Raw genomic sequence first — 24,798 nt, 5'->3', positions numbered from 1 at the left:
AGCAAGGCCTATTTCAGTTCCACCTCGATAAACGCCATCGGGGACGCTCCGCCGTTCACCACATTGTGCTTCACGCCCTTGTCGCGCCGATAGGCCTCGCCGGATTTCACCGTCACCTGACGGACCTCTCCACCCGGGCCTTCCAGCTCCAACGTGCAATCTGTCACGGCGGTGATGACATAATCGTATTCATGGGTATGCCACCCCGTCTCCGCCCCCGGTTCGAATTCGAACCGGGTAACGCGCACCCGGTCGTCCTCGACCAGCGGAACCGCCTTTGCCTGTGGTTTCGACATTGAATTCTCCTTCATGGTTTCCCTGTCAGGCGCCCGCCGCAAAGGCTGCGGCGACGGCGTCAAGGAACATCTGCGCCTCTGCCCGTTGCAGCACCAGTGGCGGGCGGATCTTGAGAACATTGGCCCCCGGCCCCGTCGCGCTGATCAGCACGCCGTTCTGCCGCAGGTGGTTGACGACAAAGGCCGCGCGGTCCGCATCCGGCGCGCCGTCCTTCTCGATCTCGACGGCCAGGAACAGCCCTGCGCCCCGGACATCGACGATTCCCGGCACCTGTCCCGCAATGTTGCGCAGACCGTCCTTCAGGAAAGCACCGACCTCAAGCGCATTGTCCTGCAGCCCTTCGCCTTCGATCACATCCAGCACCGCCATGCCGGCCGCAGCGGCGACCGGGTTGCCACCGAAGGTGTTGAAATAACGCGCCTTGCTGCCGAACTCGGCCACCAGACCGGGCCGCATGGCGACACCCGACAGCGGGAAACCGTTGCCCATCGGCTTGCCCATCGTGACCATGTCCGGCACCAGCCCGTGTCGCTGGAAACCCCAGAACGCCTCGCCCGTGCGCCCGAACCCCGGCTGCACCTCGTCTGCGATGAATATGCCGCCTTCTGCGCGGATCAGTTCCACCGCGGGTTTCAGGAAACCCGCAGGATCGGGATAAAGCCCGTCGCTGGAAAACACGGTATCGACGATGAAGGCCGCCGGTTCGATCCCGTCGCGCCGCATCGCCGTGATGGCCACGGCCAGATCAGCGGCCAGCCGCGCCCCCTGTTCGGCAGGCGGCACGCTCAGGGCGTTCGGTGCCGGGATCAGCCGCACCCGGTCACCCCGTGGGACAAAATCACCCAGCGACGGCGACAGCTCCGACACCGCCTCGGTCAGACCGTGATAGGCCAGTCTGGTCACGATCACCCCCTGCCGCCGCAGATGCGACCGGGTGATGCGCAGCGCAAGATCGTTCGCTTCGGACCCGGTGCAGGTGAACATCACATGCCCCAACGCGTCAGGCATCGTCGCCAGCAGCCGTTCGGCATAGGCCACCACCCCGTCGTGCAGATAGCGGGTGTGGGTGTTCAGCGTGCTCATCTGCGCCGTAACAGCCTCCACCACCTTCGGATGACAATGCCCGACGGAGGCGACGTTGTTGTAGCAGTCGAGATACCGCTTGCCCGACTTGTCCCACAACCACACGCCCTCGCCACGCACCAGATGCAGCGGCTCCTGGTAGAACAGACGGTACGCCGGGCCCATGACCTTTTCGCGGCGCGCGATCAGCGCGGCATCCTCGGAGCCGAGCCCGCCTGAGCGGCTGCTGTCAAAGGCGTTGACCATGGTCATCTCATGTTCTCCTTGCGCGACAGGGCCGCCAGGGCGCCCTCCGTGCCGATCCTGTCCAGTGCGTTCAGCCCGCGCAGCGATACGGCCGTGTTGCGCAGGATGTAGGCGGCGTTGTCGGGATACCGCCGCGCGCGCCAGGCGCCGATGGTCAGGCTGGTCGCGTGACGCAGGCGTATGAGATCGGGCAGCAGCGCGAATTCCTCATCCTCCAGCGGCAGGACCTCGGTAAACCCAGCGATCAGCCGCGCCACATCGTCCAGCGGGCGGTCGGTATCGGCGATCTGGTAGGAACAGGCCACGGCAAGATCGCAGACCACCGGCGTCAGCACCATGTCGCCAAAGTCGATGATCCCCGTCAGCCGCGTCGCCTCTGCGCTGTCCACCAGCAGGTTGTGCGGGTTGAAATCATTATGCCCGACTTGCGCCCGCAACGACGTAAGACGCGGCTGGATGTCCGCCTCGAACAGGTCGATCAGCGCTGTCAGGCGGGCGCGCAGACCGGGGTCGGCCACCGCCTCCAGCATCGGGCGCAGGCGGTGGGCCTGCTGGATATCCCATTGCAGCACATGTCCCGCCGCCGGGTGCGAAAACCCGCGCAGGGCCAGCGCAAGCCGTCCCAGCAGCGTGCCGATTTCGCGGTGCAGGGCACCGCCGCCGGTTGCAGCGCTCAGCACCGTGCCGTCCAGATAGCTCAGCAACCGCACCACATGGGTCTGGCCGGCCGGCAGGCTGACAAGCTCCGAGGCCTCCCCGTTCAGCGACCAGCGCACCTGCGGCACCGGCAAGGACGGATCGACCGCCGCGATATGCATCAGCGCGGCGGTCTGCATATCGGTCACGGCCCGGTCTTCGGCGGCGTTGGTGATCTTGAGCAGCGCCTGTTCGCCCGACGCCATCGTCACCCGAAAATTCGCGTCCTTCTCGGCGGTCAGCGGGTGTACCTGCCCGTCGACCCCGTAGAGGTTCCGCGCCAGTTCCGCCGCCAGATCGACGCTGACCGCCGGCGCGTCGTGAGACAACAGGTCGGCGCGAGCTGCGGCGTCCGACAGACCGGACTGCGGCAAGGCGGCGGCTTTGTGCATCAGCCCTCAACCTGCTCGACACCGCACCATTCGGCGATGAACAACGCCATCGCCTGCGTGATCCGCTTGACCGACGGCAGGCTCACGCATTCGTCGATCCCGTGAATGTTGCGCGAAATCGGCCCGTAACAGAGCGCCGGGATCTTGTTGTAGATCGCATAGACCCGCGTATCGAGATACCCTGCCGTCATGAAACTTTGCAGCGGCACGCCGATTGCCGCCTCATGCGCTCTGGCCAGAACGCCCTCGGCTTCCGATCCCGGCTCCAGCACGTAACCCTCGGCGTAAAAGCCGTTGAACGCGACCTCGGGCGGATTGTTCGACAGGAAACTGTCGGCCTTGGCGAAGGCCGCGATCCGGTCGGTGATCTCGCGCGCCATCTCTTCCGCCCCCTGCCCCGGATAGATCGAGACACGGCAGTCTATCGTGCACCAGCTCGGCACCGAGGAGGCCCAGTCGCCGCCCTCGATCTTGCCGATGTTGAGGTTGATCGGATGCGCCTCGTCCTCGAAATGCGCGTGGTCGCCCTTGGCGGCGTTCCAGTCCGCCTCGATCTCGCGCAGCGCCGCGATCACGCGGTAGGCGGCGTCGATAGCATTGGCCCCCTCACCCATCTCGCGCACATGCACCGGAACACCGCGCAGCTTGACCTGGAACCAGATCACGCCGGTGTTGGCGCGCACCAGCTTTTCGTCCTCCGGCTCCGGGATCAGCACGGCATCGGCGGTGTAGCCCTCCAGCCAGGTCTGCAGGGCGCCGTTGCCGGTCGATTCCTCCTCGACCACCGACTGCACATAGACAGTCGCCGCCGGTTGCAGCCCGATCCGCCGCAGCGCGTCGAGCGCAAAGAGGTTCGCCGCCGCGCCTGCTTTCATGTCGGCCGCGCCGCGCCCGTACATCCAGTCGCCTTCAACCTTGCCCGAGAACGGCGGATCGCGCCACATCTCCGCCAGCCCTTCGGGCACCACATCAAGATGCGACTGCAGGATCAGCGACCGGCCCGTTTCCGTGGTCGGGCGATGAATGCCGACGACGATGGGCGCATCGGAATGATCGTCCGAGAATTTCGACCCGCCCGGATGCGCCTCGATTGCCGCGCGGTCCATGGCGAAGCGGTCAACGGTCATGCCCCGCTCGCGCAACGCACGGAACAGCAGGTCCTGAATCGCATGTTCCCGGCCACGCAGCGACGGTATCTGTACCAATTGTTGAGTGAAGGCCACCTGATCGTCGAAGCCGTCGGAAACGGATTGCAGGATGCGCTCGCGCAATTCGGGGGAAATCGTCATAGCAGCGCCTCTATCAGAAACGGTCCCGGCTCCTTGGCCGCGTCCTCGATGGCCTGGATCAGGTCGCGCACATCCTCGATCCGTCGACCCGGTACACCCATTCCCTTGGCAATCGACACGAAATCCAGCGCCGGACGGTCGAGGTTCAGCATGCTCAGCGCATCCTCGCCCGGCTGTGCGCCGACATTGTGCAATTCGCCTTTCAGGATCTCATAGGCCTGGTTGGCGAGGATGATCGTCGTCACGTTCGACCCCTCCCGCGCCTGCGTCCACAGCCCTTGCAGCGTGTACATCGCCGATCCGTCGGCCTGCAAAGTGATCACGGGCCGGTCAGGCTGCGCGATGGCTGCCCCTGCCGACAGAGGGATGCCAATGCCGATGGAGCCGCCTGTCAGAGACAGCCAGGAATTCGGCCGCGCCGCGTCGCCCGCCGCGTAGAGCGCACCGCCCCAGCTGACCGCTTCATCCACAACGATTGCATCCTCGGGCAGCGCCCGGGCAATGGCCGCCGCGATGTTCTGCATCGTGATCGCGCCCGCCGCGGGCCGGTCCGGCATGGCGACATTGGGCGCTTGCGCCGCCGATGCCCCGACCCGGTCGGCCAGCGCCGCAATCGCCAGGGGCCCGTCACCATCAAGCCCGGCAAGCGTCACCATTTCGCAGTCTTCGGGCAGCAACATGCTCGGTTTGCCGGGATAGGCAAAGAACGCCACCGGCGGCTTGGCGTCGATCAGGATCGCGTGACTGAACGGCGCGAGGCTCGCGATGGCGTCGTTGATCGGATAGGGGATCTTGGCGACCGGGAACCGCCCCTGCCCGCGCTCCATCCGCCGGTTCGAGGTCGGCGCGAGGATCTTCGCCCCGGTCTTGTCCGCGATCCCCTGCAACAGGGCAAGCGCGCCGACATCCTCCAGCACCCCGTCGCCCACGATCATCACCGTGCCTGCGCCCCGTTCCAGCGCCGCAACGGCCCTGTCGAGCGCCTGGGCATCCAGCGCGACCGGACCGTCAGACGGCAGCTCAGCCGCCATCACGCCGCCCGCGTCCCAGCCGATATCGGCGGGTGCGATCAGGGTTGCGATGCGGCCCGGCTTGCCCCTGGCGATGCGCAGCGCCTCCATCGCGTCGGCGGCGAAACTGCCCGCGTCCCGGCCCGACCGCACCCAGTCCGAAAACGGCGCGCAGGCGCCTTCCACATCCGCAGACAGCGGCGCGTCATAGTGCTGGTGGCGCAGCGCGTGATCGCCCACGAGGTTCACCATCGGCACCCGCGCCTTGCGCGCGTTGTGCAGATTGGCCGCCCCATTGGCGAAACCGGGGGCGAGGTGCAGCAGCGTTACCGCAGGCTTGCCCGCCATCCGCGCATAGCCATCGGCGGCCCCGGTCACGACGCCTTCGAACAGCCCCAGCACGCAGCGCATCAGCTTGGTCCGGTCCAGCGCATCGACGAACTGCATCTCGGAGGTGCCGGGGTTGGCGAAACACACATCGACACCCGCATCATGCAGGCTGCGCACGACGCTTTCGGCGCCGTTCATCATCACCGGATGGTCTTTCATTGGATCGCCTTGCGGAAGGTTGTCAGAAACGCACGCCCGTTGTCGGCAAGCGACGGGCCAAGGTATCCGCCCTCCTGTACCAGCACTGTCGGAAGGCCCATGTCTGCCAGCTTGCGCGCCATGGTGGCGAAACCGTCGGGATAGACCGCGACCGCCGCCAGGGGATCATCTGCCGCCATGTCGAAGCCGAGCGAGACCACCAGCGCCTCCGCCCCGAAGGCACGCGCCGCCGCGATGCCCTTGTCGAGCGTGGCCAGCACGTCATCCTGGCTCGCCCCCTGCTCCAGCAGCAGGTTCAGCTTTGTGCCCGCCCCCGCGCCTTCACCTGTTTCATCGGCGTGACCAAGGAAGAAGGTCGGATAGGTGGCGGGATCGGGATGCAGAGAGCAAAAGAAGATGTCGCCCCGTTCGTACAGAATATCGAGCGATCCGTTGCCGGTGTGCACATCCACGTCGATCAGCGCGACCTTGCGGTACTTTGACGTCATGTGATGCGCCGCGATGCAGGCGTTGTTGAAGAAACAAAAGCCATTGGAACAATCGCGCATTGCGTGGTGCCCCGGCGGACGGCACAGCGCATAGGCCGCCCTTTCGCCCGACAACACCGCCTCTGCTGCTGCCACGGCGGATTGCGCCGACCAATAGGCGGCATCCCAGCTGCCCGGTGTCAGCGGCGTGGATGTGTCGGTCATCCACCATCCCAGCTGGCCGTGGATGTCGCGCGGCTCCTTCCCGCGGCGCACACCGGGATGCATCGTGGGGATCGCCAGCGCTTCCGCCCCTGCGCTTTTGACAAAGCGGTCATAGGCATCGGGCAGGAAATCGACGTAGCCGGGATTGTGCACCGCCTTGATCGGGCCGACCCCATGATCCCCCGGCGCTGAAATTTCGAACCCTTCCGACAGCAGCATGTCGCGCAGGATCTCGGCCCGCTGGGGCTGCTCCTGATGCGGCATGGCAGCGCCCCGCCTGAAGTAGACCTGCGGCGCGTGGCCCAGCTGTCGCGCGTCGAAATAGACTTTCATCCGGGGGACCTTCCGCCTGTTGTGCAAATTTCGGGCATCGCCCGCTCCGCCGCCGGGCGGTTGGGCAGACTATTGCAGTTAAGATTTGCCGCATCAACAATTTTGATGCATGATGCATCAAAATAGCACCACCGCCAACAGGGGTGAGATGAAAGAACTGAACAAGGATTCGCTGGGTCATGCCATATACGGACGGGTCTCGCAGGACCTGATCCGGGGCAAGCTGCAGCCGAATCAGAAGCTGACGATACGGGGTCTGGCCGACTCGCTCGGGACCAGCTCGACGCCGGTACGTGACGCGGTGCAGCGGCTGTTGCAGGACAACGCGCTGGAACAGCGCAGCATGCGAGACCTGCGCGTTCCTGTGCTGACGACCGCCGCCTATCTTGAGATCACCGCCATCCGGACAGAACTTGAAGGCCTTGCCGCCGCCGGTGCCGCCGCAGTCGCGCAGGACAAGGACGTTGCCATGCTCAAACGCATCGTGCTGCGTAACGAAGAGGCATCTGCCGCCGGCAAATGGCCGCTGGCGATTGAAATGAATCAGAAGTTCCACTTCGCCCTTGCGGAAATCGCGGGCATGCCGATCCTTCTGGGCGTGCTGAGCCGCCTGTGGCTGCGTACCGGGCCACTGATCTCGGGCTATTACGCCAAGACCCACAATGACATGGTCGCGCAGCATCATCAGATCATCGCCGCCTGCGAAACCCATGATTCCGCTGCGGCCCGCGCTGCGATGCAGGCGGATATCGAAAAACCAAGAGATGGAATTACCCAGTATATCCAGACGCTTGAACAAAAATGACGCGCCTGGATGTGCCATTTCCCAGAAGCTGGGGTGGCACATCAACGAAGAACGGTTCACGCTTGAACCGCATAAACAGTCCCAATGGACATCAACAGACGGGGAAAGAAACTATGCTAAGACCATTCAAGATCATCGCCGCGATCGCGGCCCTGGCGCTTGCGGGGCCGCTGGCCGCGCAGGACGGGGAGCCGCAGGCGGGCGGCACGCTGAACGTCGTCATCCAGCCGGAACCGCCGGGGCTGATGCTGGGCATCGTGCAGAACGGCCCGACCCAGATGGTCGCGGGCGACATCTACGAAAGCCTGCTGCGCTATGACTTCGACCTCAAGCCCGAAGGGCAGCTGGCCGAATCCTGGGAAATCTCGGAGGACGGCAAGACCTATACCTTCAAGCTGCGCGACGGCGTGACCTTCCACGACGGGGAGCCCTTCACCTCTGAGGATGTGAAATTCACCATGGACGTGTTCCTGCGCGAGACGAACCCGCGCACCCGTACCTACATGGACCGGGTCGAAAGCATCGACACACCCGACGATCTGACGGTCGTGTTCAATCTCAAGGAACCCTTCGGCCCCTTCATCGGGATCTTCGAACAGGGCACCGCGCCGATGATCCCCAAGCACATCTACGAAGGCACGGATTTCGTGAACAACCCGGCCAACAACACGCCAATCGGCACCGGCCCGTTCAAGTTCGATGAATGGGTCAAGGGCAGCTACATCCACCTCGTCAAGAACGGCGATTACTACATGGAGGGCAAACCCTATGTCGATGAGGTCTATTACCACGTGATCCCCGATGCCGCCTCGCGCGCGGTGGCCTACGAGACCGGCAAGGTCGACGTGCTGCCCGGCGGTTCGGTCGAAAACTTCGACGTGCCGCGCATCCGCGAGCTGGAAAACACCTGCATCACCGACCAGGGCTGGGAATACTTCGGCCCGCTGTCGTGGATCTGGATCAACATGAACAACAAGCCGCTGGACGACGTGAAGGTGCGCCAGGCCATGATGCACGCGCTGGATCGCAACTTTGCGAAGGACGCGCTGTGGAACGGGCTGGGCAAGGTCGCAACCGGCCCGCTGTCTTCCTCCACCCGCTTTTACGCCGGGGATACACCTGACATCGGCTATGACCCCGAGAAGGCCAAGGCGCTTCTGGAAGACTCCAGCTACAACGGTGAAACCATCCGCCTGCTGGGCCTGCCCTACGGCGAGACCTGGCAGCGTTGGGCCGAAGCGGTCAAGCAGAACCTGACCGAGATCGGCATGACCGTCGAACTGGTGCCGTCGGACGTGGCGGGCTGGAACCAGAAGGTCGCAGACCGCGACTTCGATCTGGCGTTCACCTACCTCTACCAGTACGGCGATCCGGCCCTTGGCGTGTCGCGGACATACATGTCCACCAACGCCGAGCCGGGTTCGCCCTGGAACAACGTGTCAAACTATCAGAACCCCGAGACGGACAAGATGTTCGACGAGGCGGCGCTGATGGCCAACCCGGACGACCGCATGGCGGCCTACAAGAAGATCCAGGATCAGATCGTCTCCGACGTGCCGAACCTGTGGCTGCTGGAGCTGGGCTTCCCCACGATCTACCGCTGCAACATCAAGAACCCGGTCAATTCCGCGCTTGGTGTGAACGACGGCTTCCGCGACGTGTGGATCGACAAGAACTGAGGGCACTAGCCTGACGGTCCGGGCCGCTTCATCGGCCCGGACCCCACCCATTATCTGACGGGGCGAACTGCGTGATACGTTTCATTCTGGGCAGGCTGGTCAAGGCGGTTTTCATCCTCCTGGCCATCCTGGTCTTCAACTTCCTGCTGATCCATGCCGCCCCCGGCGACCCCGCCGCCGTCATGGCAGGCGAGGCCGGTGCGGCGGACGAGAAGTTTCTCGCCGATCTGCGCATTCGCTTCGGCCTTGATCAGCCTCTCTACATCCAGCTCTGGACCTATCTGAAAGGCGCCGTGATGCTGGACCTCGGATTTTCCTATCGCCAGCAGATGCCGGTTGCCGATCTGATTGCCAGCCGCCTGCCCGCTACCCTGCTGCTGACCGGCGTCGCCTTTGTGCTGTCGCTGGTGCTGGGGGTGATCGCCGGTGTCGCCGCCTCCGCCCGCCAGGGTTCCTGGGGCGACACGATCATCTCCACGCTGGCTCTGCTGTTCTATGCCACGCCGCTGTTCTGGGTCGCGCTGATGGCGTCCCTCGTGTTCTCCGTCTGGCTCGGCTGGCTGCCCGGTTTCGGCTACTCGACCATCGGCGCAGGCTATACCGGTCTGGCCCATGTCCTCGACGTTGCCAAACACCTGATCCTGCCCGCAACCACGCTGGGACTGTTCTTTACCGCGATCTACATGCGCATGACCCGCTCTTCGATGCTGGAGGTCAGCCGTCTCGATTTCGTCAAGACGGCGCGTGCCAAGGGCCTCAGGCGCAGCGTGATCCAGCGGCGGCACATCCTGCGCAACGCGCTGCTGCCCGTCATCACCCTGGCGGGTCTGCAGGCAGGTCAGATTTTCGGCGGCGCGATCCTGACCGAGACGGTCTTTGCCTGGCCCGGCATCGGCCGCCTGATGTTCGAAGCGATCAGCCAGCGCGACTATGCCGTGATCCTTGGCGTGTTCTATATCTCGGGGGCCATGGTGCTGCTGTTCAACCTCATCACCGATGTCGTCTATGTCATCGTTGACCCGCGCATAAGGCTGACCAAATGAAGGATTTCTGGAAACGCTTCCGCTACAACCGCGGCGCGGTGATCGGCCTCGTGATCCTCGCCCTTGTCATTGTCACGGCCATCGCCGCCCCCTTCCTGTTCCCGCAAAGCCCATGGAAGATGGTGCAGCGCCCGTTCCTGCCGCCCTTCAGCGACGATGCGCTGTGGCTCGGCACCGATGCGCTGGGGCGCGACGTGCTGTCGGGGCTGGCGCATGGTGCCTACGTGAGCCTGCTGGTCGGCCTCGTCTCCACCATCGTGGCACTTGCCATCGGCGTGCCTGTGGGCGCGCTGGCGGGCTATTTCGTGGGCCGCACCGACGACATCCTCATGCGCTTTACCGAATTCTTCCAGACCATCCCCAGCTTTGCACTCGCCATCGTGCTGCTGGCGATCTTCCAACCCAGCCTGACCTACGTGATCATCGCCATCGCCATCGTTTCATGGCCACCGGTCGCCCGCCTCGTGCGCGGCGAAGTGCTGAGCCTGCGCACCCGCGAATTTGTTGAGGCGGCCACCCTGCAAGGCCTCGGCAACACGCAGATCATCCTGCGTCACGTCCTGCCCAACGCCCTGCCCTCGATCATCGTGCTGGCCTCGCTCATGGTGGCACAGGCGATCCTGCTGGAAAGCTCGCTGTCCTTCCTCGGCCTCGGCGATCCGAACATCATGTCCTGGGGTTACATGATCGGGGCCGCGCGCACCGTGATCCGCACCGCCTGGTGGCTGTCCTTCCTGCCGGGCATGGCGATCCTGCTGACCGTGCTTGCACTGAACCTGATCGGTGAGGGCCTGAACGACGCGCTCAATCCGCGCCTGACGAGGAAATCCGAATGAGCCTGCTCAGCATCCGCAATCTGGACATCGCCCTGCCTGAAGGCGCCGACCGTCCGTTCGCCGCCAGGGCCATCGACTTCGATCTCGCAGCGGGAGAAATCCTGTGCATCGTCGGCGAAAGCGGCTCGGGCAAATCCATGTCCGCCAATGCCGTGATGGGCCTGCTGCCGCAGGGCGTGAGGGCCACCGGCGGCACGATCACCTTCGACGGGCAGGAGATCCTCGGCCTGCCGGAATCGAAAATGATGGCCCTGCGCGGCAAACGCTTCGCGATGATCTTCCAGGAACCGCTGAGCGCGCTGAACCCGTTGATGCGCGTCGGTGCCCAGATTTCGGAAGTCTTCGAGGCGCATGGCGAACTGACCCCCTCCCAACGCCGGTCCCGCGCGCTGGAACTGCTGGAGGAGGTCGGCATCCCCGACCCGGAGGCGGCGATCCGCGCCTATCCCTTCCAGCTGTCCGGCGGCCAGCGCCAGCGCGTGATGATCGCCATGGCCCTCGCGTTAGAGCCTGATATCCTGATCGCGGACGAGCCCACAACCGCGCTTGACGTGACCACGCAGGCGCAGATCCTCAAGCTGATCGAAGACCTGCGCCAGTCGCGCGGCATGGCCGTCATCTTCATCACCCACGACTTTGGCGTCGTTGCCGACATTGCCGACCGCGTCATTGTCATGCAGACCGGCGAAATCGTCGAAACCGGAACGGCGGACGAGGTTCTGCTGCATCCGAGGCACCCCTACACCCGCGCCCTGATCGACGCGATCCCGCGCCTGACCCGCCACACCGAGGGCGACAAGACCCCTGGCACCCCGGTCATGCGGGTCGAGGGCCTGAGCAAGACCTATACCACCGGCTCCGGCTCCTTTTTCAAGAAACCCCGCGTGGTCCGGGCAGTACAGGATGTGACCTTCGACCTATTCGCGGGCGAGACCATCGGCATCGTCGGGGAAAGCGGTTCGGGCAAATCCACCGTCGGGCGCTGCATCGTGCGGCTGGTCGAACCGGACAAGGGCCGCGTTCTGATCGACGGGGCGGATATCGCGCCGATGTCGGGCACCGAGCTGCGTGACAAACGCCGCAAGATGCAGATGATCTTCCAGGATCCGTTTTCGTCGCTCAACCCCCGCGCCCGCGTGTCGCGCATCCTGACCGAGGGGCTGATCGCCTATGACACGCCAAGGGCCGAGGCGATGGACAAGGCCCGCAACCTGCTGGAACTTGTCGGCCTCGACGCCTCAGCGATGGACCGCTTCCCGCATGAGTTTTCAGGCGGACAGCGCCAGCGCATCGGCATCGCCCGCGCGCTGGCGCTGGACCCGTCGATCATCATCGCGGACGAGGCCGTGTCGGCGCTCGATGTGTCCATCCAGGCGCAGGTGCTGGACCTGCTGGCGGACCTCAAGACGCGGCTGAATCTGTCGATGCTGTTCATCACCCACGACCTGCGGGTGGCCGCGCGGATCTGCGACCGGATCATCGTCATGCAGAAAGGAAAGATCGTCGAGGTCGGCCCGACCGCCAAGGTGCTGCACGATCCCGACACCGCCTATACGCAAAGCCTGCTGGACGCGATCCCGGGGCAGGACTACGAACGTGCCTTGACCGCAGTGGAATAATCCCCCTGCCCCTTTGATTGGACAATCCATGGCCGACAACGCCCCGGAGAAGAAGACCCTTCTGCTGACCGGCGCCAGCCGCGGCATCGGCCACGCCACCGTCAAGAAATTCGCCAGCGAAGGCTGGCGCGTGATCAGTTGTTCCCGGCAGCCTTTCTCGCCGCAATGCCCCTGGCCGGGCGGCGCGCGCGATCACGTGCAGGTGGACCTGAGCCACCCCAGCCAGATCATGGAAGCGGTGGAACATATCCGCAGCCTGCTCGACGGCAACGCGCTGCACGCGCTGGTGAACAACGCGGGCATCTCGCCCAAGGGGCCGGAGGGTGAACGCCTCAGCACGCTGGACACCGACCTGCGGGTCTGGGGCGAGGTGTTTCACGTCAACTTCTTCGCCTCCGTCGTACTGGCCCGCGGGCTGCAGGGCGAGCTGTCGCGCGGCAAGGGATCGGTGGTCAACGTGACCTCGATCGCCGGTGCGCGGGTGCATCCCTTCGCCGGGGCCGCCTATGCCACATCCAAGGCGGCCCTTGCCGCCCTCACCCGCGAGATGGCGCATGATTTCGGCCCCCTGGGCGTGCGCGTCAACGCCATCGCCCCGGGAGAGGTCGACACCAGCATCCTCAGCGAAGGAACCGACAAGATCATCGCGACCCTGCCGATGCGCCGCCTCGGCCAGCCCATGGAAGTCGCTGATGCGATCTATTTCCTGTGCTCCGATCAAAGCTCCTACGTCACCGGGGTCGAGATCGAAGTGAATGGCGGGCAACATGTGTGATGGCGCCGCCGCCAATCTCAACCCGCATCGGCTTCTAACCCGACAGCATTGATCGCAGCGATTATTTTTCCCTGCTCACGGATCAAGACGCCACCGGGCACCGCTATCAGGTCACCATTTTGCAGTGTCGTCACGGCCTGATTGAAATAAGGCTGTTCTTGCGCACGTTCATAAAGCGCGCGTGACCCCAATCCCATTGCAATTGCGCCCTTCGCTTTGCCCTGAGCAATTTCAGCCCTCAAATTGCTGGTGCCGTCTTCGCGCTGGAGCGCAACAAGGTGGCCGCCCGCGTCAATGACAGCAACAGTCATTGGCTTGGCTCCTCGTGTGCGACGACACTCCAGCGCGGTCGAGATCAGTCGATTTGCAAGGTCAAGGTTCATGGCTTTATCCGTAGCTTGTGACATCTGTGCTGGCGAGCGTGGCGATATTGATCAGCCCGCGCTGCGTAACCTCGGGGGTCACGATATGGGCGCGGTTGCCCATGCCCATCAGGATCGGCCCGACCTCATGGCCCTCGGCAACCCCCTTCAGCAGATCGCGCGCGGCACCGGCGGCGTCCGTGCTGCCATAGATCCGCACATTCGCCCGCCCCGTCAGCCGGTTGTTCGGCAACAGGCGCGCGCGCAACTCGGTGTTCAGCCCCAGTTCCGTGTGCATCTCGCCTTCGTATTCAAGATCAGGTCGTGATAGCTGCGCCAATAGTCGTCGTAACGCGGATCCTGTTCCGGATTCACAATCTCAAAATCGCGGTCTGCAAAGATCTGCAAATCCATCTGGTCCAGCCGCTGCGCGATCACATCGGGACGCCCCACAAGAATCGGCGTGTGTATCCCCTCTATTGGCAGTCCCTGCACGGCGCGCACCGATACATTGTCCAGCCAATAGGTTCCGGTACAGATCGCGCAGCCCACCGTGACAACATTTTTCTGTGCTGCCTGCATCGCATTGATCTGATCAATGGCGCGACCGAAATGATCCAGACCATCCGTCACCGCCAGCAAGAGGATCTGCCCCGCTTCTGTCAGGATAGCGGGGCGCATGTGACGGTCGAGCAGAGCCGTGTCGTCGGGTGACTGGGATTGCCAGGCGACTGACCTGATGGGCATTGCGGACCATATGTTGAAAAGTCGCAGCTGACCGGTAGTTTCTGACCCTGTCGCGGCGTGGACAGATGTGCTGATCGGGCGAGGTCTCATGTCCGCGACTTCGCCCGTGGTTTATCAGGCGGATGAACGCTCTGGCCCGTTTTCACCCAGCCAGCACCAAAGGGATGAACGTTTGTCGTCAATGTCGATCCAATGCTTCCTGATTGTGACTGATCCTTTCAACCCTTGAGGTTCAGGGCGCGCCCATCCTCATCCCAGTCATGCCAGCCGGGAAACACCAGTGGTTCGGCCCTTTCGATGTCGCCAAGATGACGCCGCCATTCATCGAGGTTCTGTGCCAGGCGCTTCTTCAAGCTGTCCGCACCTTCATAGCAATAGCCGTGCCCCTGGACGCCAAAGGAAATGAACGGCGGCAAAACCGAAAAACCCATGTAGTGCAGTGAATACTGCAGCGGCCAGAGCATGGTATCAAAATCCCCGCCCCGGCTGCCGGGCCCGAAGGCCTGGCGCGGCGCGCCGGTGGTGACAGAAAGCACAGCGCGCTTGCCCCGGAAATGACCGCTGTCATAGCGCTTGCTGCTGGAGTAGAGGCCCCCGCTGACGAACACCCGGTCAAACCATCCCTTGAGGATTGCAGGCGGGCCGTGCCACCACAGGGGAAACTGAAAGACAACCAGATCGGCCTGTTCGAGATTGGCAATTTCAGTCTCTATCACGCCCGGCAATGTGCCGTTTTGCCACGCGTGCCGTTGCTCGTTCAGCGCGGCAAAATGCGCCATGTCCGCGCGATCGGGATAATTGGCGGGCTTCTCGACCGGGTCGAAACCCGATTGGTAAAGATCGGATATCGTGACGGTATCGCCGCGTTGTTGCAGCGCCTGCTGTGCCGCCTTGGTCAGGGCCCCGTTGTAGGATGATGGTTCCGGATGGGCATGGATGATGTGCACATGCATCTTTGGTCACCTGCTGTTTGCCAATGTCTCAGGATCATCTATTGTTCAATTCTGTTTTCACAGCTGACGAATCTGCAAGGTAATATTGCACGGATGAACAACGAGCTTGACTGGGGTGACTACCGGATTGTGCTGCAAATCGCCGACGCCGGATCATTGAACAAGGCCGCGCGGCTGGCAGGTCTCAGCCATCCAACCGTATTTCGCCGGATCAATGTCATCGAAGCCAAACTGGGCGTCCGTCTGTTCGAGCGTTTCAGGTCAGGCTACCGGCCTACAGCCGCCGGAGAAGAGATCGTTGCCATTGCGCGCCAGATTGCCGATCTGACAAATGAGACGGAACGACGTCTGTCGGGTGGTGATCTGCGCCCCTCCGGCGTGGTGCGGATTGCCACCACAGACACTCTTTTACACGCATTGCTGACCCCGGTGCTGGCAGAGTTCCGGAGGCTGGCACCCGAAATCGTGCTTGAGATCAGTGTATCGAACGAAATATCCGACCTGAGCCTGCGCGAGGCCGATATCGCCATCAGACCCGCAGCGGCCCCGGCAGAGCATTTGGTCGGGCGCAAACTGGGCGTCATACGGCAAGCTGTATATGGGCGTCATGATCTGCAGGCAAAGGGTGCGGTGACGGACCCTGATCAGCCTTTGGCATGGATCGGACCAAGCCCGGCGATGCCCTATCCTCAGTTGCACGCATGGATGAAAAATCACGCCAACGACAAGATGGTCGTCTGTCGGATGAACACCGTGCTGGGCATCTATGCCGCGGTGCAGGCCGGCATTGGCGTCGCGGTTCTGCCTGCTTACCTGGCCGGGCGCGACGCCAGGCTGGCGCGCCTTGGGGATGATATAGATGAGATCGCCGTTGATCTGTGGCTCCTCACCCACGCCGACCTGCGGCACACGGCGCGCGTGCGTGCGGTTTTGGATTATCTGGCCAGTTCCGATTCCATCCGGGCACAGCTTGAACCTTGATCAGCTAATGCAGAAAGGTAGCGCTCGGTACCCGTACCTCACCCATCATTTCAAGTGCAATACGGTGGCGTCCGCGCCACTGCACAGGGATTGGCATCTTGCTGGTTTCAGATATCAGGTCTCCGCCAAAAACTGATTGGCCCGCTGCGTCACCGTTTCCAGCACCCGCCGGGTTGTGTCGAGATCATCTGCCGGAAGCTCGGCGAAAAGGCCACTGGTAATGCCGCGAATTGCGTCGCGCAGGGGTTCAAACACCGCACGGCCTTCAGCAGAAAGGGCAAGAACGCTGTCGCCTTCGATGTGACCGCGCTGGATCATTGCATGCAACAGGTCCGCTTCATCGCCCGGCGCAACCACCTTGGCCGCGGCGATCTGCCGGAGCAGCACGGCCTTATCCGGCGCGGTGGCCCCGGACACTATTGTCAGGGTCACCCATTCTTCAAAGCGCAGTCCGGCGCGATCCAACTGGTGTTTCAGAACCGCTTGCAGCGTGCGTTCGGCCTCGCCGATAAAGCGGGTAAGCGGAGGGGTTGGTTTTATGTTGGTCTCTACTGGTTGAGGATGTTTTGCAGTTCAATCTGACTTTTGATGCAGGTGCGGTGAATTTGCCAGCCGGATCCGGGGTCCAATGCCCGATGACCTCTGCCTGCGGCTCCAACTCGTCGCGGCGCCGACGGCCAGAACCGAAAGCGCCGCGCGTCGTCAAACTGCGTGCAAAATGACTCGCGGTGGGAACCGGTGGCATGTGCATTTGACCGGCGGGCCCGGCATCCGTTCTGCCCATTCACAGTTCAAGTTGCCGACAATCGCACCGGTTTAACGTGGCATCGCCTTTTGATCCTTTTCAAGCCAGCCGCATCAACAGCCCCGCCATCAGCTTTGCCCGCGTGGTCAGGCTATCCACCTGAATATGTTCGTTCAGCGTATGCAGCCCCGCGCCCAGAACCCCCAGTGAATCCAGCGTTGGAATACCCATGGCGCCGGTGAAATTGCCATCGGACCCGCCGCCCTGACTGCGGCCCTGCATCTCAAAGCCAAGCTCTTTGGCAATGTCCTTGGCGATATCGAAAATCTTCGCCGTGCCGGGCGTGTCGGGCCGCCAGACCGGGCGCGTCACGCCGCGTTCGACGATGAATTCGACACCGTTCATATCCCCCTGAAGCGCCAACATGCGTTCGACCCCGGCATCAAGGTCTTCCTGTTTCTTGGCCATGCTCAGCGCCTCTGCCGCGCAGGAGGAGGAGACACAGTTCACCCATTGACCCGCATGGATCACCCCGACGCTGAAGGTGCAGTCCGGTCCGGTCATATCCTCGATCTCGCCGATCTTGCGGGCCATTGCGGCGATGGCGGACTTGCCATCGGAGAGACGCGCACCCGCGTGGCTGGGCTGGCCCTTGGTCATAAGGTTGAAACGCGCGATGGCATAGCGACCGATCGTCACGCCGCCATCGTCATGGCCCGGTTCGGGCACCAGGACATATGCATTGCGCGCGGCCTCGGCCTCGATCAAATCTCGGGTGGACGGGGTGCCGACCTCTTCATCCGGGGTGAACAGGACCGTGACGGGCAAGGGCGTCTGAAGACCGGCGGCGATCAGCTTTCGGATCGCGTCGAGCGCGATATAGTTACCGCCCTTCATGTCCATCAAGCCGGGGCCGTAGCAGATATCTCCATCGCGTTTGAACGGCAGGACATCCAGCGTGCCGATGGGATGCACCGTATCCATATGCCCTGAAATCAGGATCCCGGGCTTGCCCATGTCGGGATGCGGAAACCGTGCCCGGACCGAACCGCCAAAACCCATCCGCCCGGGAATGCGCTCGACCGTCGCGCCAAGCGCGGCCATCTCGTAGGCTGCAATGTCCATCATGCGGTTGACGGCCGCCGCGTCAAAAGTGGGGCTTTCACATTCGATCCAGGGTTTCAGCCCGGTCAGCATCTCATCCGTGTCAAAGGGGAGTTCAAGAGGGTTCATCACATGTCCTTTCAGTTGGCCAGACGGCGTTCGACGATACGCGCCATCACTGAAGCGCCGACGGGCAGAACTTCAGGATCGAGGAAGAAACTGGGGTTGTGCAGCCCGGTCGTGCCGGAGTGACCGATCCGGCAATAGGCACCGGGCACGACCTTGAGCATATCGGCGAAATCCTCCGACCCGGTGGCGGGTTCATCGGTGCCGCTGATGTTCTCGCGCCCCACGATGTCCGCTGCCGCTTCCATATAGGCATCCGACAGGTCGGCATCGTTCATCAGGACGTCAAAGATGTTGCGCAGATCGATGTTGATCGTCACGCCGTAGGCGGTGGCAAATCCGGCGCAGAGCTCGCGCATGCGGGTCTCGGCCAGTTGACAGACTTCGTCCTTGAAATAGCGGATGGTCCCCGCCAGCGATGCGGAGTCGGGCACCACGTTATATGCCGATCCGGAATGGATCTGCGTCACCGACAACACACAGGTGTCCAGTGGCGCAATATTGCGTGACAGGATTGTCTGCAGGCTGCCCACCAGGTCGGAGGCTATCACCAGCGGATCGCGCGACTGGTGCGGCATTGCCGCGTGGCTGCCCTTGCCCTGGATGGTGATGTCGAAAAACGATGCCCCCGCCATCGCGGCCCCCTTGCAGATACCGACTTTGCCGGCCTCGCCATTCGGCATGTTGTGCATCCCGTAAATCTCGTCACAGGGAAAGCGCTCGAACAGCCCGTCCGCCAGCATCCCCCGCGCACCGCCCAATCCCTCTTCGGCAGGTTGAAAGATCAGAACGGCGGTGCCGGCGAAATCGCGGGTGGCGGCCAGATGCCGTGCCGCGCCCAGCAGCATGGTGGTATGTGCGTCATGCCCGCAGGCGTGCATCACTCCCGGATTGGTCGAGGCATAGGCAAGGTTGGTTTCCTCGTTGATCGGCAGCGCATCCATGTCCGCGCGCAGCCCGATCCGGCGGGGACCCTCGCGGTTGCCCCTGATGATACCGACAACACCGGTCCCCGCGATGCCTGTGTGAATCTCGTCAACGCCATAGGCCTTGAGCTTTTCGGCGACAACACCGGCGGTGCGATGCTCGGTAAAGCCGATCTCGGGATGGGCGTGCAGATCCTTGAAGATCGCCTCCAGCTCTTCCGTGCTGTCGGCAATGATGGGCATGACATTCATGTGGTGGTCTCCATTGTGTTATTCAGCCGCCTCTGCAAAGGGGCGGAAGTTCGCGAAATCCCAATGCCGCCCGGGAGCGGCCTTGATCAGCGCCTTGGTGTAATCCTGCTGAGGCGATCCCAGCACCTGGGCGGCGGGGCCGTATTCGACAACCTTGCCGTATTGCATCACCAGAACATCGTCGCAGATCTGCGCTGCCACGCCGAGGTCATGGGTGATGAACAATATGCCCAGCCCCAGCCTTTCCTGAAGTTCCGCCAGCAGGTCCAGCACCTGCGCCTGAACCGAAACATCCAGCGCTGACACCGCCTCGTCCGCGACCAGAACGTCAGGGTCCATCGCCAGCGCACGGGCAATCGCGATGCGCTGGCGCTGGCCGCCGGAAAACTGGTGTGGAAAGCGGTTCACCGCGCTGGCGGGCAGGCCCACCAGTTCCAGCAACTCACGCGCGCGCGCCAGCGCCTTGTCCTTCGGCACGCCGAAATTCAGCGGCCCTTCGATGATCGACTGGCCGATCTCGATGCGCGGGTTCAGCGAGCGCATCGGGTCCTGAAACACGATCTGGATGTTCTTGCGCTCGGGCTTCAGTTCCTTTTGCGTCAGCTGCGCGATATCCGTGCCGCCCACCCGGATCGCCCCCGATGTCGGGTCGATCAGTCGCATGATGCAGCGTGCCACCGTGGTCTTGCCCGATCCGCTTTCACCCACGATGCCAAGCGTCCGGCCCTTGGGCAGGCTGAAGGAAACATCCTGAGCCGCCTTGACCTCGCGGCCCTTGCGGAACAGCCCGCCACCGCCATAGGTCTTGCACAGGTCCTTTGCCTCCAGCACCACGTTGTCCGACGTCCTGGGCCGCGCCATGCGGGGCACCTGGCTGGGAACAGAGCGCAAGAGATCGCGGGTGTATTCTGTCTTGGGACGGCGCAGGAGATCGTCCAGCTTCTGCGTCTCCATCACCTCGCCCAGCTTGAGCACGGTAACATCATCCGCGATCTCGGACACGACACCCATGTCATGCGTGATGAACAACACCGCCGCGCCCTGTTCTTCTCGCAACTCGCGGATCAGACTGAGGATCTGCGCCTGTGTCGTCACGTCCAGTGCGGTCGTGGGTTCATCGGCGATCAGAAGCTGTGGCCGCATGACCAGCGCCATCGCAATCATGATCCGCTGGCGCTGCCCACCCGACAATTGATGCGGAAAGCTGCGGTACATCTTGTCCACGTCCGGCAGATGCACCTGCTCCATCATTTCCTTCACCCGGGTCTTTCGGGCGGATTGCGACAAGTCCGAATGGAACTCCAGCACTTCCTCAATCTGCTGGCCGACACGGGCGACCGGGTTCAGCGCCGTCATCGGTTCCTGAAAGATCATCGACATGGAGGTGGCCCTGAGCGCGCGCAAACGCGATTGTTTCGCCCCCAGCAACTCCTCCCCCTTCAGCTTGATCGACCCTGCTATGGGTTTCAGCACCGGCGGCAGCAGACCCATGGTCGCAAGTGCGGTCAACGACTTGCCCGAGCCGCTTTCCCCGACAAGGCAGGTGGTCTGGCCCGCCTCGATGCTCAGGTCCAGCCCCTTGACCACCTGGCTGTCCCTGTCGCCGTTCAGTGCGATCCGCAGGTCGGAAATTTCAAGAAGGCTCATCTTTCGATACCCCGTTTCGCCATGCGCGGATCAAGTGCGTCGCGCACCGCGTCACCCAGAAGGTTGATGGACAGGATGGTGATCGACACCACCAGGCCGGGCCAAAGCACGATGCCCGGGTTGATCTGGAAATAGATCCGCCCCTCGGCCATGATATTTCCCCAGCTCGGCGTCTCGGGGTTTATCCCCGCGCCAAGAAAGCTCAGGATCGCCTCGGTCAGGATGGCGCTGGCACAGATATAGGTGCCCTGGATGATCAGCGGCGCGATGGTGTTCGGCACCAGGTGGCGGCGCATGATGATCCAGGTCGGGGTCCCGGCGGCAATCGCCGCCTCGACATAGGGTTCCTCGCGCGCCGACAACACCAGCGACCGGACCAGCCGCACCACGCGCGGCACCTCCGGGATGGTGATCGCAACCAGCACGGTCCACAGGCTCGCGCCCCAAAGCGACACGATGGCGATGGCGAGCAGGATCGACGGGATAGCCATGAGCCCGTCCACCATCCGCATCAGCACCGCGTCGATCCAGCGGATGTAACCCGCCAGCAGACCCAGAAGCAGGCCCAGCACCACGGCAAAGATCGCCGCCGCCACACCCACGACAAGCGAAATCCGCCCGCCATAGATGATGCGCGAGAACAGGTCGCGGCCATAGGCGTCCGTGCCAAGCCAGAATTCCTCGCTTGGCGGTTTCAGGCGCACCCCCGGCGACAGGCGCACAGGGTCGTGCGGCACAATCCATTGCGCCAGCAGCGCCGACAGAACGATGATCAGCAGAATACCGGCGGCGATGGTGACCAGCGGGCCGGAAAAGACAATCTCCCGCGCGCGGGCCAGCGCGGTGACGCGGGCGGGAACGACAGAGGACGCGGATTGATCGGTCATGTGTAGCGGATCCTCGGGTCAAGCAGGACGTAGGCAATGTCGATCAGCAGGTTGATCACGACATAGATGAGAGAGGCGAGCAGGATCACCGCCTGGATCACCGGGTAATCGCGGCTCAGCACGGCATCGACCGTCAGCCGCCCCAGCCCCGGCAGGTTGAACACCGATTCCGTCACCACCACGCCAGAGATGATCAGCGCAAAGCCGATGCCGATCACCGTGATGATCGGCACGGAACAATTGCGCAGGGCGTGGCGCATGAGCACCTTGCGTTCGGGCAGCCCCTTGGCTCGCGCGGTACGCACGTAATCGTCACCCAGGATCTCCAGCATCGAGGTACGCGTGATCCGTGCGATCAATGCGATATAGAGCAAGGTCAGCGTCACTGTCGGCAGGGCAATCCGGTGCAGGAATGGTCCGACACCATCGCCGATGGGTTTGAACCCCTGCACGGGAAACCAGCCGAGTTGCATGGAGAAAAGCGAGATCATCAGGTAGCCGATGACAAAGACCGGAACGGAAAAGCCCAGCACCGACAACAGCATCACGAAACGGTCGATCAATGTGCCCTGTTTCCATGCGGCAATGACACCCAGTGGCACGGCGATCAGCACCGACAGGATGATGGTGGTCAGCGCCAGGCTGATGGTCGGCTCCATCCGGTCCGCGATCAGGTTCAGCACCGGCTTGCCGGACAGGATCGAGGTGCCGAAATCGCCGCGCAGCAGGTCACCGATCCAGCTGAAAAACTGCACCAGCAGCGGATCGTTCAGCCCCAGCGAGTCGCGGATCGCCTCAAGCTGTGCAGGCGTCGCGGTATCCCCCGCGATGATCGCCGCCGGGTCGCCCGGGGTCAGTCGCAACAGCAGAAAGACGAAGAGCGCGACAAAGGCCATCACCGGGATCGCGGCCAGGATGCGCTGCACGATGTAGACAACCATCGGAAGTCCTTTCGGAATGCATTCGAATGAGGTGTCCGGCCCCGCGCGTTTGGCGCGAGGCCGGTGTCGCATCAGTTCTTGCTGATGTTCCAGAACAGCGGCGCGGGCGCGTCCAGCACACCCTCAAGGTTGTTGGACCATGCCGTCGGAACGAAGTACTGGCCGATCGGGGCATAGATGCCCTCCTCATAGGCCAGGGCCTGAATTTCCTCGGCCAGACCCTTCTGTTCTTCCAGCGTCGCGGCTGTGGCATAGGCCGTACGCAGCTCTTCCAGCTTCGGCACATCCGGCCAGCCGAACCAGCCGCCATCGGGTCCCTTGCCGTTGACCATGTTGTTCACCAGGGGGTTGAACACATCCGCGCCCACCCAGTTGGTCATGAACATGTGCCAGCCGCCATCCGCGATGGAGGCCTGCGACGCGCGCTTGCCGACCAGGGTCTGCCAGTCCATCGCCTGCAGATCGACGGTAAAGCCCGCGTCCCGCATCGCCTGCGCCACCACGACAGGCTGCGAACGCAGAGTGCTCACATCTGTCGGGTGCATCACGACGATGGGCGTGCCGTCATAACCCGCCTCTTCCAGCAGCGCCTTGGCCTGGTCCATACCGTTGCCCTGCGTCAGCGTCTCGGAGCCGACATCGCTGGCCAGCGGCGTATCGCAAACAAACATCGCGCCACATATCTTGTAGAGGTCCGGGTTGCCCACGAGCGCATCCAGAACGTCTTTCTGGTTCACTGCGGCAATGGCGGCCTTGCGGATTTTCGGATCGTCCATCGGCGCATTCAAAGTATTGGGCCGCATGATCGTCTGAAAGCCAAGCGCGTTGAGGTTCTTGACCGTCACATCGGGGTTGGCATCGAGGATCGGCAAAAGGTCAGAAGGCGGGCTTTCCCAATAGTCGATCTCGCCCGCCTGAAGCGCGTTCAACGCGGTCTGATCATCAGCCATCACGACCCATTCGACGCGATCCACCTTGACGACCTTGCCGCCCGATGCCCAGCTTGCCGGTTCGTCGCGCGGCACGTAGTCCTCGAACTTTTCATAGACCGCGATGACGCCGGGCTGGTATTCATCCGCCACCCATTTGAACGGGCCAGAGCCGATCTGCTCCGGAATAGGCTCTGTAGAGGGCGTTTCCGCCAGCCGCTTGGGCATGATGAACGGCACGTTCGACGAAGGTTTCGCCAGGCTGTCGATGACCAGGCCGTAGGGTTCCTTCAGGTTGATGACGAACTGGTTGGGGCTGTCGCCCTGCGACATGCTTTCGACAAAGGACATCAGCACCTGTCCCATTCCGTCGCGCTCGCCCCAGCGCTTGATCGACGCGGCAACGTCCTCTCCGGTGACATCGGCGCCGTCATGAAACTTCAATCCGTCGCGCAGGGTAAAAGTATATGTCAGCCCGTCTTCGGACACTTCGTGGCTGTCGACCATCTGCGGCTGCGGCACCAGATCGGAATCCAGCGCATAGAGCGTGTCAAAGATCATGTAGCCGTGGTTCCGGCTCATGTAAGCGGTGGTCAGGATCGGGTCCAGCACCCGAAGGTCAGAGTGCTTGACCGCGCGCAGCGTTTGCGCGTCCACGGCCCCGGACATCATGGCAAGACCCGCCAGCGCCGCAGAGAACAGGGACATGCGGAATCCGGTTCCCGATTTTGTGAAATTCAGCAGTTTCATTGGTAACTCCCGTTGGTTGGTGTCATCGCGAGGCTTTTGCCCCTGTTTTCGTTTCTTGATCTTCCTTGGCTATGTCGTCGCTCCTTTCATCTGTCTGTGCCGCC

The 24,798-nt window shown here is 63.0% G+C and carries 24 protein-coding genes; 7 read left to right on the top strand and 17 right to left on the bottom strand.

Translation table 11 applies throughout. The features are described from left to right. Positions 1-8 precede the first annotated feature (8 nt). Genes ACWNZ3_RS20665 through ACWNZ3_RS20640 form a run of 6 tightly spaced genes read right to left on the bottom strand, consistent with a single transcriptional unit; the run spans position 9 to position 6,587 of the window. Positions 9-296: a cupin domain-containing protein gene (locus tag ACWNZ3_RS20665; RefSeq protein WP_496902116.1), complete on the bottom strand. Its 288-nt coding sequence runs from the start codon at positions 294-296 to the stop codon at positions 9-11. Positions 297-321: 25 nt separating this feature from the next. Beyond that, positions 322-1,632: an aspartate aminotransferase family protein gene (locus ACWNZ3_RS20660; protein WP_496902115.1), complete on the bottom strand. Its 1,311-nt coding sequence runs from the start codon at positions 1,630-1,632 to the stop codon at positions 322-324. Further along, positions 1,629-2,714, bottom strand: coding sequence for a phosphotransferase (locus tag ACWNZ3_RS20655; RefSeq protein WP_496902114.1), 1,086 nt, complete (start codon positions 2,712-2,714; stop codon positions 1,629-1,631). The genes ACWNZ3_RS20660 and ACWNZ3_RS20655 overlap by 4 nt, the downstream gene beginning before the upstream one ends. Beyond that, entirely contained in the window at positions 2,714-4,003 is a 1,290-nt protein-coding gene (locus tag ACWNZ3_RS20650) for an ArgE/DapE family deacylase (protein ID WP_496902113.1), read from the bottom strand. Before ACWNZ3_RS20650 ends, ACWNZ3_RS20655 begins: the two co-directional genes overlap by 1 nt. Further along, on the bottom strand, positions 4,000-5,562 hold the full coding sequence (locus ACWNZ3_RS20645) for an acetolactate synthase large subunit (RefSeq protein WP_496902112.1): 1,563 nt from the start codon (positions 5,560-5,562) through the stop codon (positions 4,000-4,002). The genes ACWNZ3_RS20650 and ACWNZ3_RS20645 overlap by 4 nt, the downstream gene beginning before the upstream one ends. Then, on the bottom strand, positions 5,559-6,587 hold the full coding sequence (locus tag ACWNZ3_RS20640; protein WP_496902111.1) for a histone deacetylase family protein: 1,029 nt from the start codon (positions 6,585-6,587) through the stop codon (positions 5,559-5,561). Before ACWNZ3_RS20640 ends, ACWNZ3_RS20645 begins: the two co-directional genes overlap by 4 nt. A 148-nt stretch (positions 6,588-6,735) precedes the next feature. On the opposite strand from ACWNZ3_RS20640, the gene ACWNZ3_RS20635 reads away from it, so the two are divergent. From ACWNZ3_RS20635 to ACWNZ3_RS20610, 6 genes are all read left to right on the top strand, one after another. Beyond that, a complete protein-coding gene (locus ACWNZ3_RS20635) occupies positions 6,736-7,392 on the top strand; it encodes a GntR family transcriptional regulator (protein ID WP_496902110.1) in 657 nt (218 codons plus the stop codon). A gap of 113 nt (positions 7,393-7,505) precedes the next feature. After that, entirely contained in the window at positions 7,506-9,071 is a 1,566-nt protein-coding gene (locus ACWNZ3_RS20630) for an ABC transporter substrate-binding protein (protein ID WP_269361043.1), read from the top strand. A 71-nt stretch (positions 9,072-9,142) separates the two neighbouring features. After that, complete coding sequence (locus ACWNZ3_RS20625) at positions 9,143-10,114, top strand: ABC transporter permease (protein ID WP_274575729.1); 972 nt, start codon at positions 9,143-9,145, stop codon at positions 10,112-10,114. Beyond that, positions 10,111-10,950: an ABC transporter permease gene (locus tag ACWNZ3_RS20620; RefSeq protein ID WP_269361045.1), complete on the top strand. Its 840-nt coding sequence runs from the start codon at positions 10,111-10,113 to the stop codon at positions 10,948-10,950. The genes ACWNZ3_RS20625 and ACWNZ3_RS20620 overlap by 4 nt, the downstream gene beginning before the upstream one ends. After that, on the top strand, positions 10,947-12,569 hold the full coding sequence (locus ACWNZ3_RS20615; RefSeq protein WP_269361047.1) for an ABC transporter ATP-binding protein: 1,623 nt from the start codon (positions 10,947-10,949) through the stop codon (positions 12,567-12,569). The genes ACWNZ3_RS20620 and ACWNZ3_RS20615 overlap by 4 nt, the downstream gene beginning before the upstream one ends. A 28-nt stretch (positions 12,570-12,597) precedes the next feature. Further along, complete coding sequence (locus ACWNZ3_RS20610; RefSeq protein WP_496902109.1) at positions 12,598-13,344, top strand: SDR family NAD(P)-dependent oxidoreductase; 747 nt, start codon at positions 12,598-12,600, stop codon at positions 13,342-13,344. A 17-nt stretch (positions 13,345-13,361) separates the two neighbouring features. Here ACWNZ3_RS20610 and ACWNZ3_RS20605 read toward each other — a convergent pair whose 3' ends face one another. From ACWNZ3_RS20605 to ACWNZ3_RS20590, 4 genes are all read right to left on the bottom strand, one after another. Continuing rightward, the gene (locus ACWNZ3_RS20605; RefSeq protein ID WP_496902108.1) at positions 13,362-13,727 is read right to left on the bottom strand and encodes a GlcG/HbpS family heme-binding protein; all 366 of its coding nucleotides are present in this window, start codon (positions 13,725-13,727) and stop codon (positions 13,362-13,364) included. Between the two features lie 4 nt (positions 13,728-13,731). Further along, positions 13,732-14,004: a phosphate acyltransferase gene (locus ACWNZ3_RS20600; RefSeq protein ID WP_496902107.1), complete on the bottom strand. Its 273-nt coding sequence runs from the start codon at positions 14,002-14,004 to the stop codon at positions 13,732-13,734. Continuing rightward, positions 13,983-14,453 carry a phosphate acyltransferase gene (locus ACWNZ3_RS20595; protein ID WP_496902106.1) on the bottom strand — a complete coding sequence of 157 codons (471 nt, stop codon included), beginning with the start codon at positions 14,451-14,453 and terminating at the stop codon, positions 13,983-13,985. The genes ACWNZ3_RS20600 and ACWNZ3_RS20595 overlap by 22 nt, the downstream gene beginning before the upstream one ends. 218 nt (positions 14,454-14,671) lie before the next feature. Further along, entirely contained in the window at positions 14,672-15,406 is a 735-nt protein-coding gene (locus ACWNZ3_RS20590; protein WP_496902105.1) for an NAD(P)H-dependent oxidoreductase, read from the bottom strand. Positions 15,407-15,499: 93 nt separating this feature from the next. On the opposite strand from ACWNZ3_RS20590, the gene ACWNZ3_RS20585 reads away from it, so the two are divergent. Continuing rightward, positions 15,500-16,387, top strand: coding sequence for a LysR family transcriptional regulator (locus ACWNZ3_RS20585; RefSeq protein WP_496902104.1), 888 nt, complete (start codon positions 15,500-15,502; stop codon positions 16,385-16,387). 114 nt (positions 16,388-16,501) lie between these two features. Here ACWNZ3_RS20585 and ACWNZ3_RS20580 read toward each other — a convergent pair whose 3' ends face one another. The 7 genes from ACWNZ3_RS20580 to ACWNZ3_RS20550 form a co-directional block, all read right to left on the bottom strand. Next, entirely contained in the window at positions 16,502-16,852 is a 351-nt protein-coding gene (locus ACWNZ3_RS20580; RefSeq protein WP_496902103.1) for a winged helix DNA-binding protein, read from the bottom strand. Positions 16,853-17,231: 379 nt separating this feature from the next. Then, positions 17,232-18,365 carry a M20/M25/M40 family metallo-hydrolase gene (locus tag ACWNZ3_RS20575; protein ID WP_496902102.1) on the bottom strand — a complete coding sequence of 378 codons (1,134 nt, stop codon included), beginning with the start codon at positions 18,363-18,365 and terminating at the stop codon, positions 17,232-17,234. Between the two features lie 11 nt (positions 18,366-18,376). Then, complete coding sequence (locus tag ACWNZ3_RS20570) at positions 18,377-19,540, bottom strand: M20 aminoacylase family protein (RefSeq protein WP_114276654.1); 1,164 nt, start codon at positions 19,538-19,540, stop codon at positions 18,377-18,379. Positions 19,541-19,558: 18 nt separating this feature from the next. Continuing rightward, positions 19,559-21,187, bottom strand: coding sequence for an ABC transporter ATP-binding protein (locus ACWNZ3_RS20565; RefSeq protein WP_269367482.1), 1,629 nt, complete (start codon positions 21,185-21,187; stop codon positions 19,559-19,561). Beyond that, complete coding sequence (locus ACWNZ3_RS20560; RefSeq protein WP_496902101.1) at positions 21,184-22,074, bottom strand: ABC transporter permease; 891 nt, start codon at positions 22,072-22,074, stop codon at positions 21,184-21,186. Before ACWNZ3_RS20560 ends, ACWNZ3_RS20565 begins: the two co-directional genes overlap by 4 nt. Continuing rightward, complete coding sequence (locus ACWNZ3_RS20555) at positions 22,071-23,015, bottom strand: ABC transporter permease (protein WP_269367484.1); 945 nt, start codon at positions 23,013-23,015, stop codon at positions 22,071-22,073. Before ACWNZ3_RS20555 ends, ACWNZ3_RS20560 begins: the two co-directional genes overlap by 4 nt. A gap of 71 nt (positions 23,016-23,086) precedes the next feature. Then, on the bottom strand, positions 23,087-24,694 hold the full coding sequence (locus ACWNZ3_RS20550; protein WP_269367485.1) for an ABC transporter substrate-binding protein: 1,608 nt from the start codon (positions 24,692-24,694) through the stop codon (positions 23,087-23,089). Positions 24,695-24,798 lie beyond the last annotated feature (104 nt).

Source organism: Sulfitobacter sp. IGS-18, from assembly GCF_059628195.1.
This window is presented reverse-complemented; position numbering and strand designations above follow the sequence as displayed.

Coding starts and splice junctions, on each gene's coding strand:
- ACWNZ3_RS20590 (WP_496902105.1), bottom strand. CDS start 15,406: ATGCATGTGCACATCATCCATGCCCATCCGGAACCATCATCCTACAAC.
- ACWNZ3_RS20630 (WP_269361043.1), top strand. CDS start 7,506: ATGCTAAGACCATTCAAGATCATCGCCGCGATCGCGGCCCTGGCGCTT.
- ACWNZ3_RS20645 (WP_496902112.1), bottom strand. CDS start 5,562: ATGAAAGACCATCCGGTGATGATGAACGGCGCCGAAAGCGTCGTGCGC.
- ACWNZ3_RS20665 (WP_496902116.1), bottom strand. CDS start 296: ATGTCGAAACCACAGGCAAAGGCGGTTCCGCTGGTCGAGGACGACCGG.
- ACWNZ3_RS20595 (WP_496902106.1), bottom strand. CDS start 14,453: ATGCCCATCAGGTCAGTCGCCTGGCAATCCCAGTCACCCGACGACACG.
- ACWNZ3_RS20570 (WP_114276654.1), bottom strand. CDS start 19,540: ATGAATGTCATGCCCATCATTGCCGACAGCACGGAAGAGCTGGAGGCG.
- ACWNZ3_RS20655 (WP_496902114.1), bottom strand. CDS start 2,714: ATGCACAAAGCCGCCGCCTTGCCGCAGTCCGGTCTGTCGGACGCCGCA.
- ACWNZ3_RS20640 (WP_496902111.1), bottom strand. CDS start 6,587: ATGAAAGTCTATTTCGACGCGCGACAGCTGGGCCACGCGCCGCAGGTC.
- ACWNZ3_RS20650 (WP_496902113.1), bottom strand. CDS start 4,003: ATGACGATTTCCCCCGAATTGCGCGAGCGCATCCTGCAATCCGTTTCC.
- ACWNZ3_RS20635 (WP_496902110.1), top strand. CDS start 6,736: ATGAAAGAACTGAACAAGGATTCGCTGGGTCATGCCATATACGGACGG.
- ACWNZ3_RS20600 (WP_496902107.1), bottom strand. CDS start 14,004: ATGCACACGGAACTGGGGCTGAACACCGAGTTGCGCGCGCGCCTGTTG.
- ACWNZ3_RS20575 (WP_496902102.1), bottom strand. CDS start 18,365: ATGAACCCTCTTGAACTCCCCTTTGACACGGATGAGATGCTGACCGGG.
- ACWNZ3_RS20615 (WP_269361047.1), top strand. CDS start 10,947: ATGAGCCTGCTCAGCATCCGCAATCTGGACATCGCCCTGCCTGAAGGC.
- ACWNZ3_RS20620 (WP_269361045.1), top strand. CDS start 10,111: ATGAAGGATTTCTGGAAACGCTTCCGCTACAACCGCGGCGCGGTGATC.
- ACWNZ3_RS20550 (WP_269367485.1), bottom strand. CDS start 24,694: ATGAAACTGCTGAATTTCACAAAATCGGGAACCGGATTCCGCATGTCC.
- ACWNZ3_RS20555 (WP_269367484.1), bottom strand. CDS start 23,015: ATGGTTGTCTACATCGTGCAGCGCATCCTGGCCGCGATCCCGGTGATG.
- ACWNZ3_RS20565 (WP_269367482.1), bottom strand. CDS start 21,187: ATGAGCCTTCTTGAAATTTCCGACCTGCGGATCGCACTGAACGGCGAC.
- ACWNZ3_RS20610 (WP_496902109.1), top strand. CDS start 12,598: ATGGCCGACAACGCCCCGGAGAAGAAGACCCTTCTGCTGACCGGCGCC.
- ACWNZ3_RS20560 (WP_496902101.1), bottom strand. CDS start 22,074: ATGACCGATCAATCCGCGTCCTCTGTCGTTCCCGCCCGCGTCACCGCG.
- ACWNZ3_RS20660 (WP_496902115.1), bottom strand. CDS start 1,632: ATGACCATGGTCAACGCCTTTGACAGCAGCCGCTCAGGCGGGCTCGGC.
- ACWNZ3_RS20585 (WP_496902104.1), top strand. CDS start 15,500: ATGAACAACGAGCTTGACTGGGGTGACTACCGGATTGTGCTGCAAATC.
- ACWNZ3_RS20605 (WP_496902108.1), bottom strand. CDS start 13,727: ATGAACCTTGACCTTGCAAATCGACTGATCTCGACCGCGCTGGAGTGT.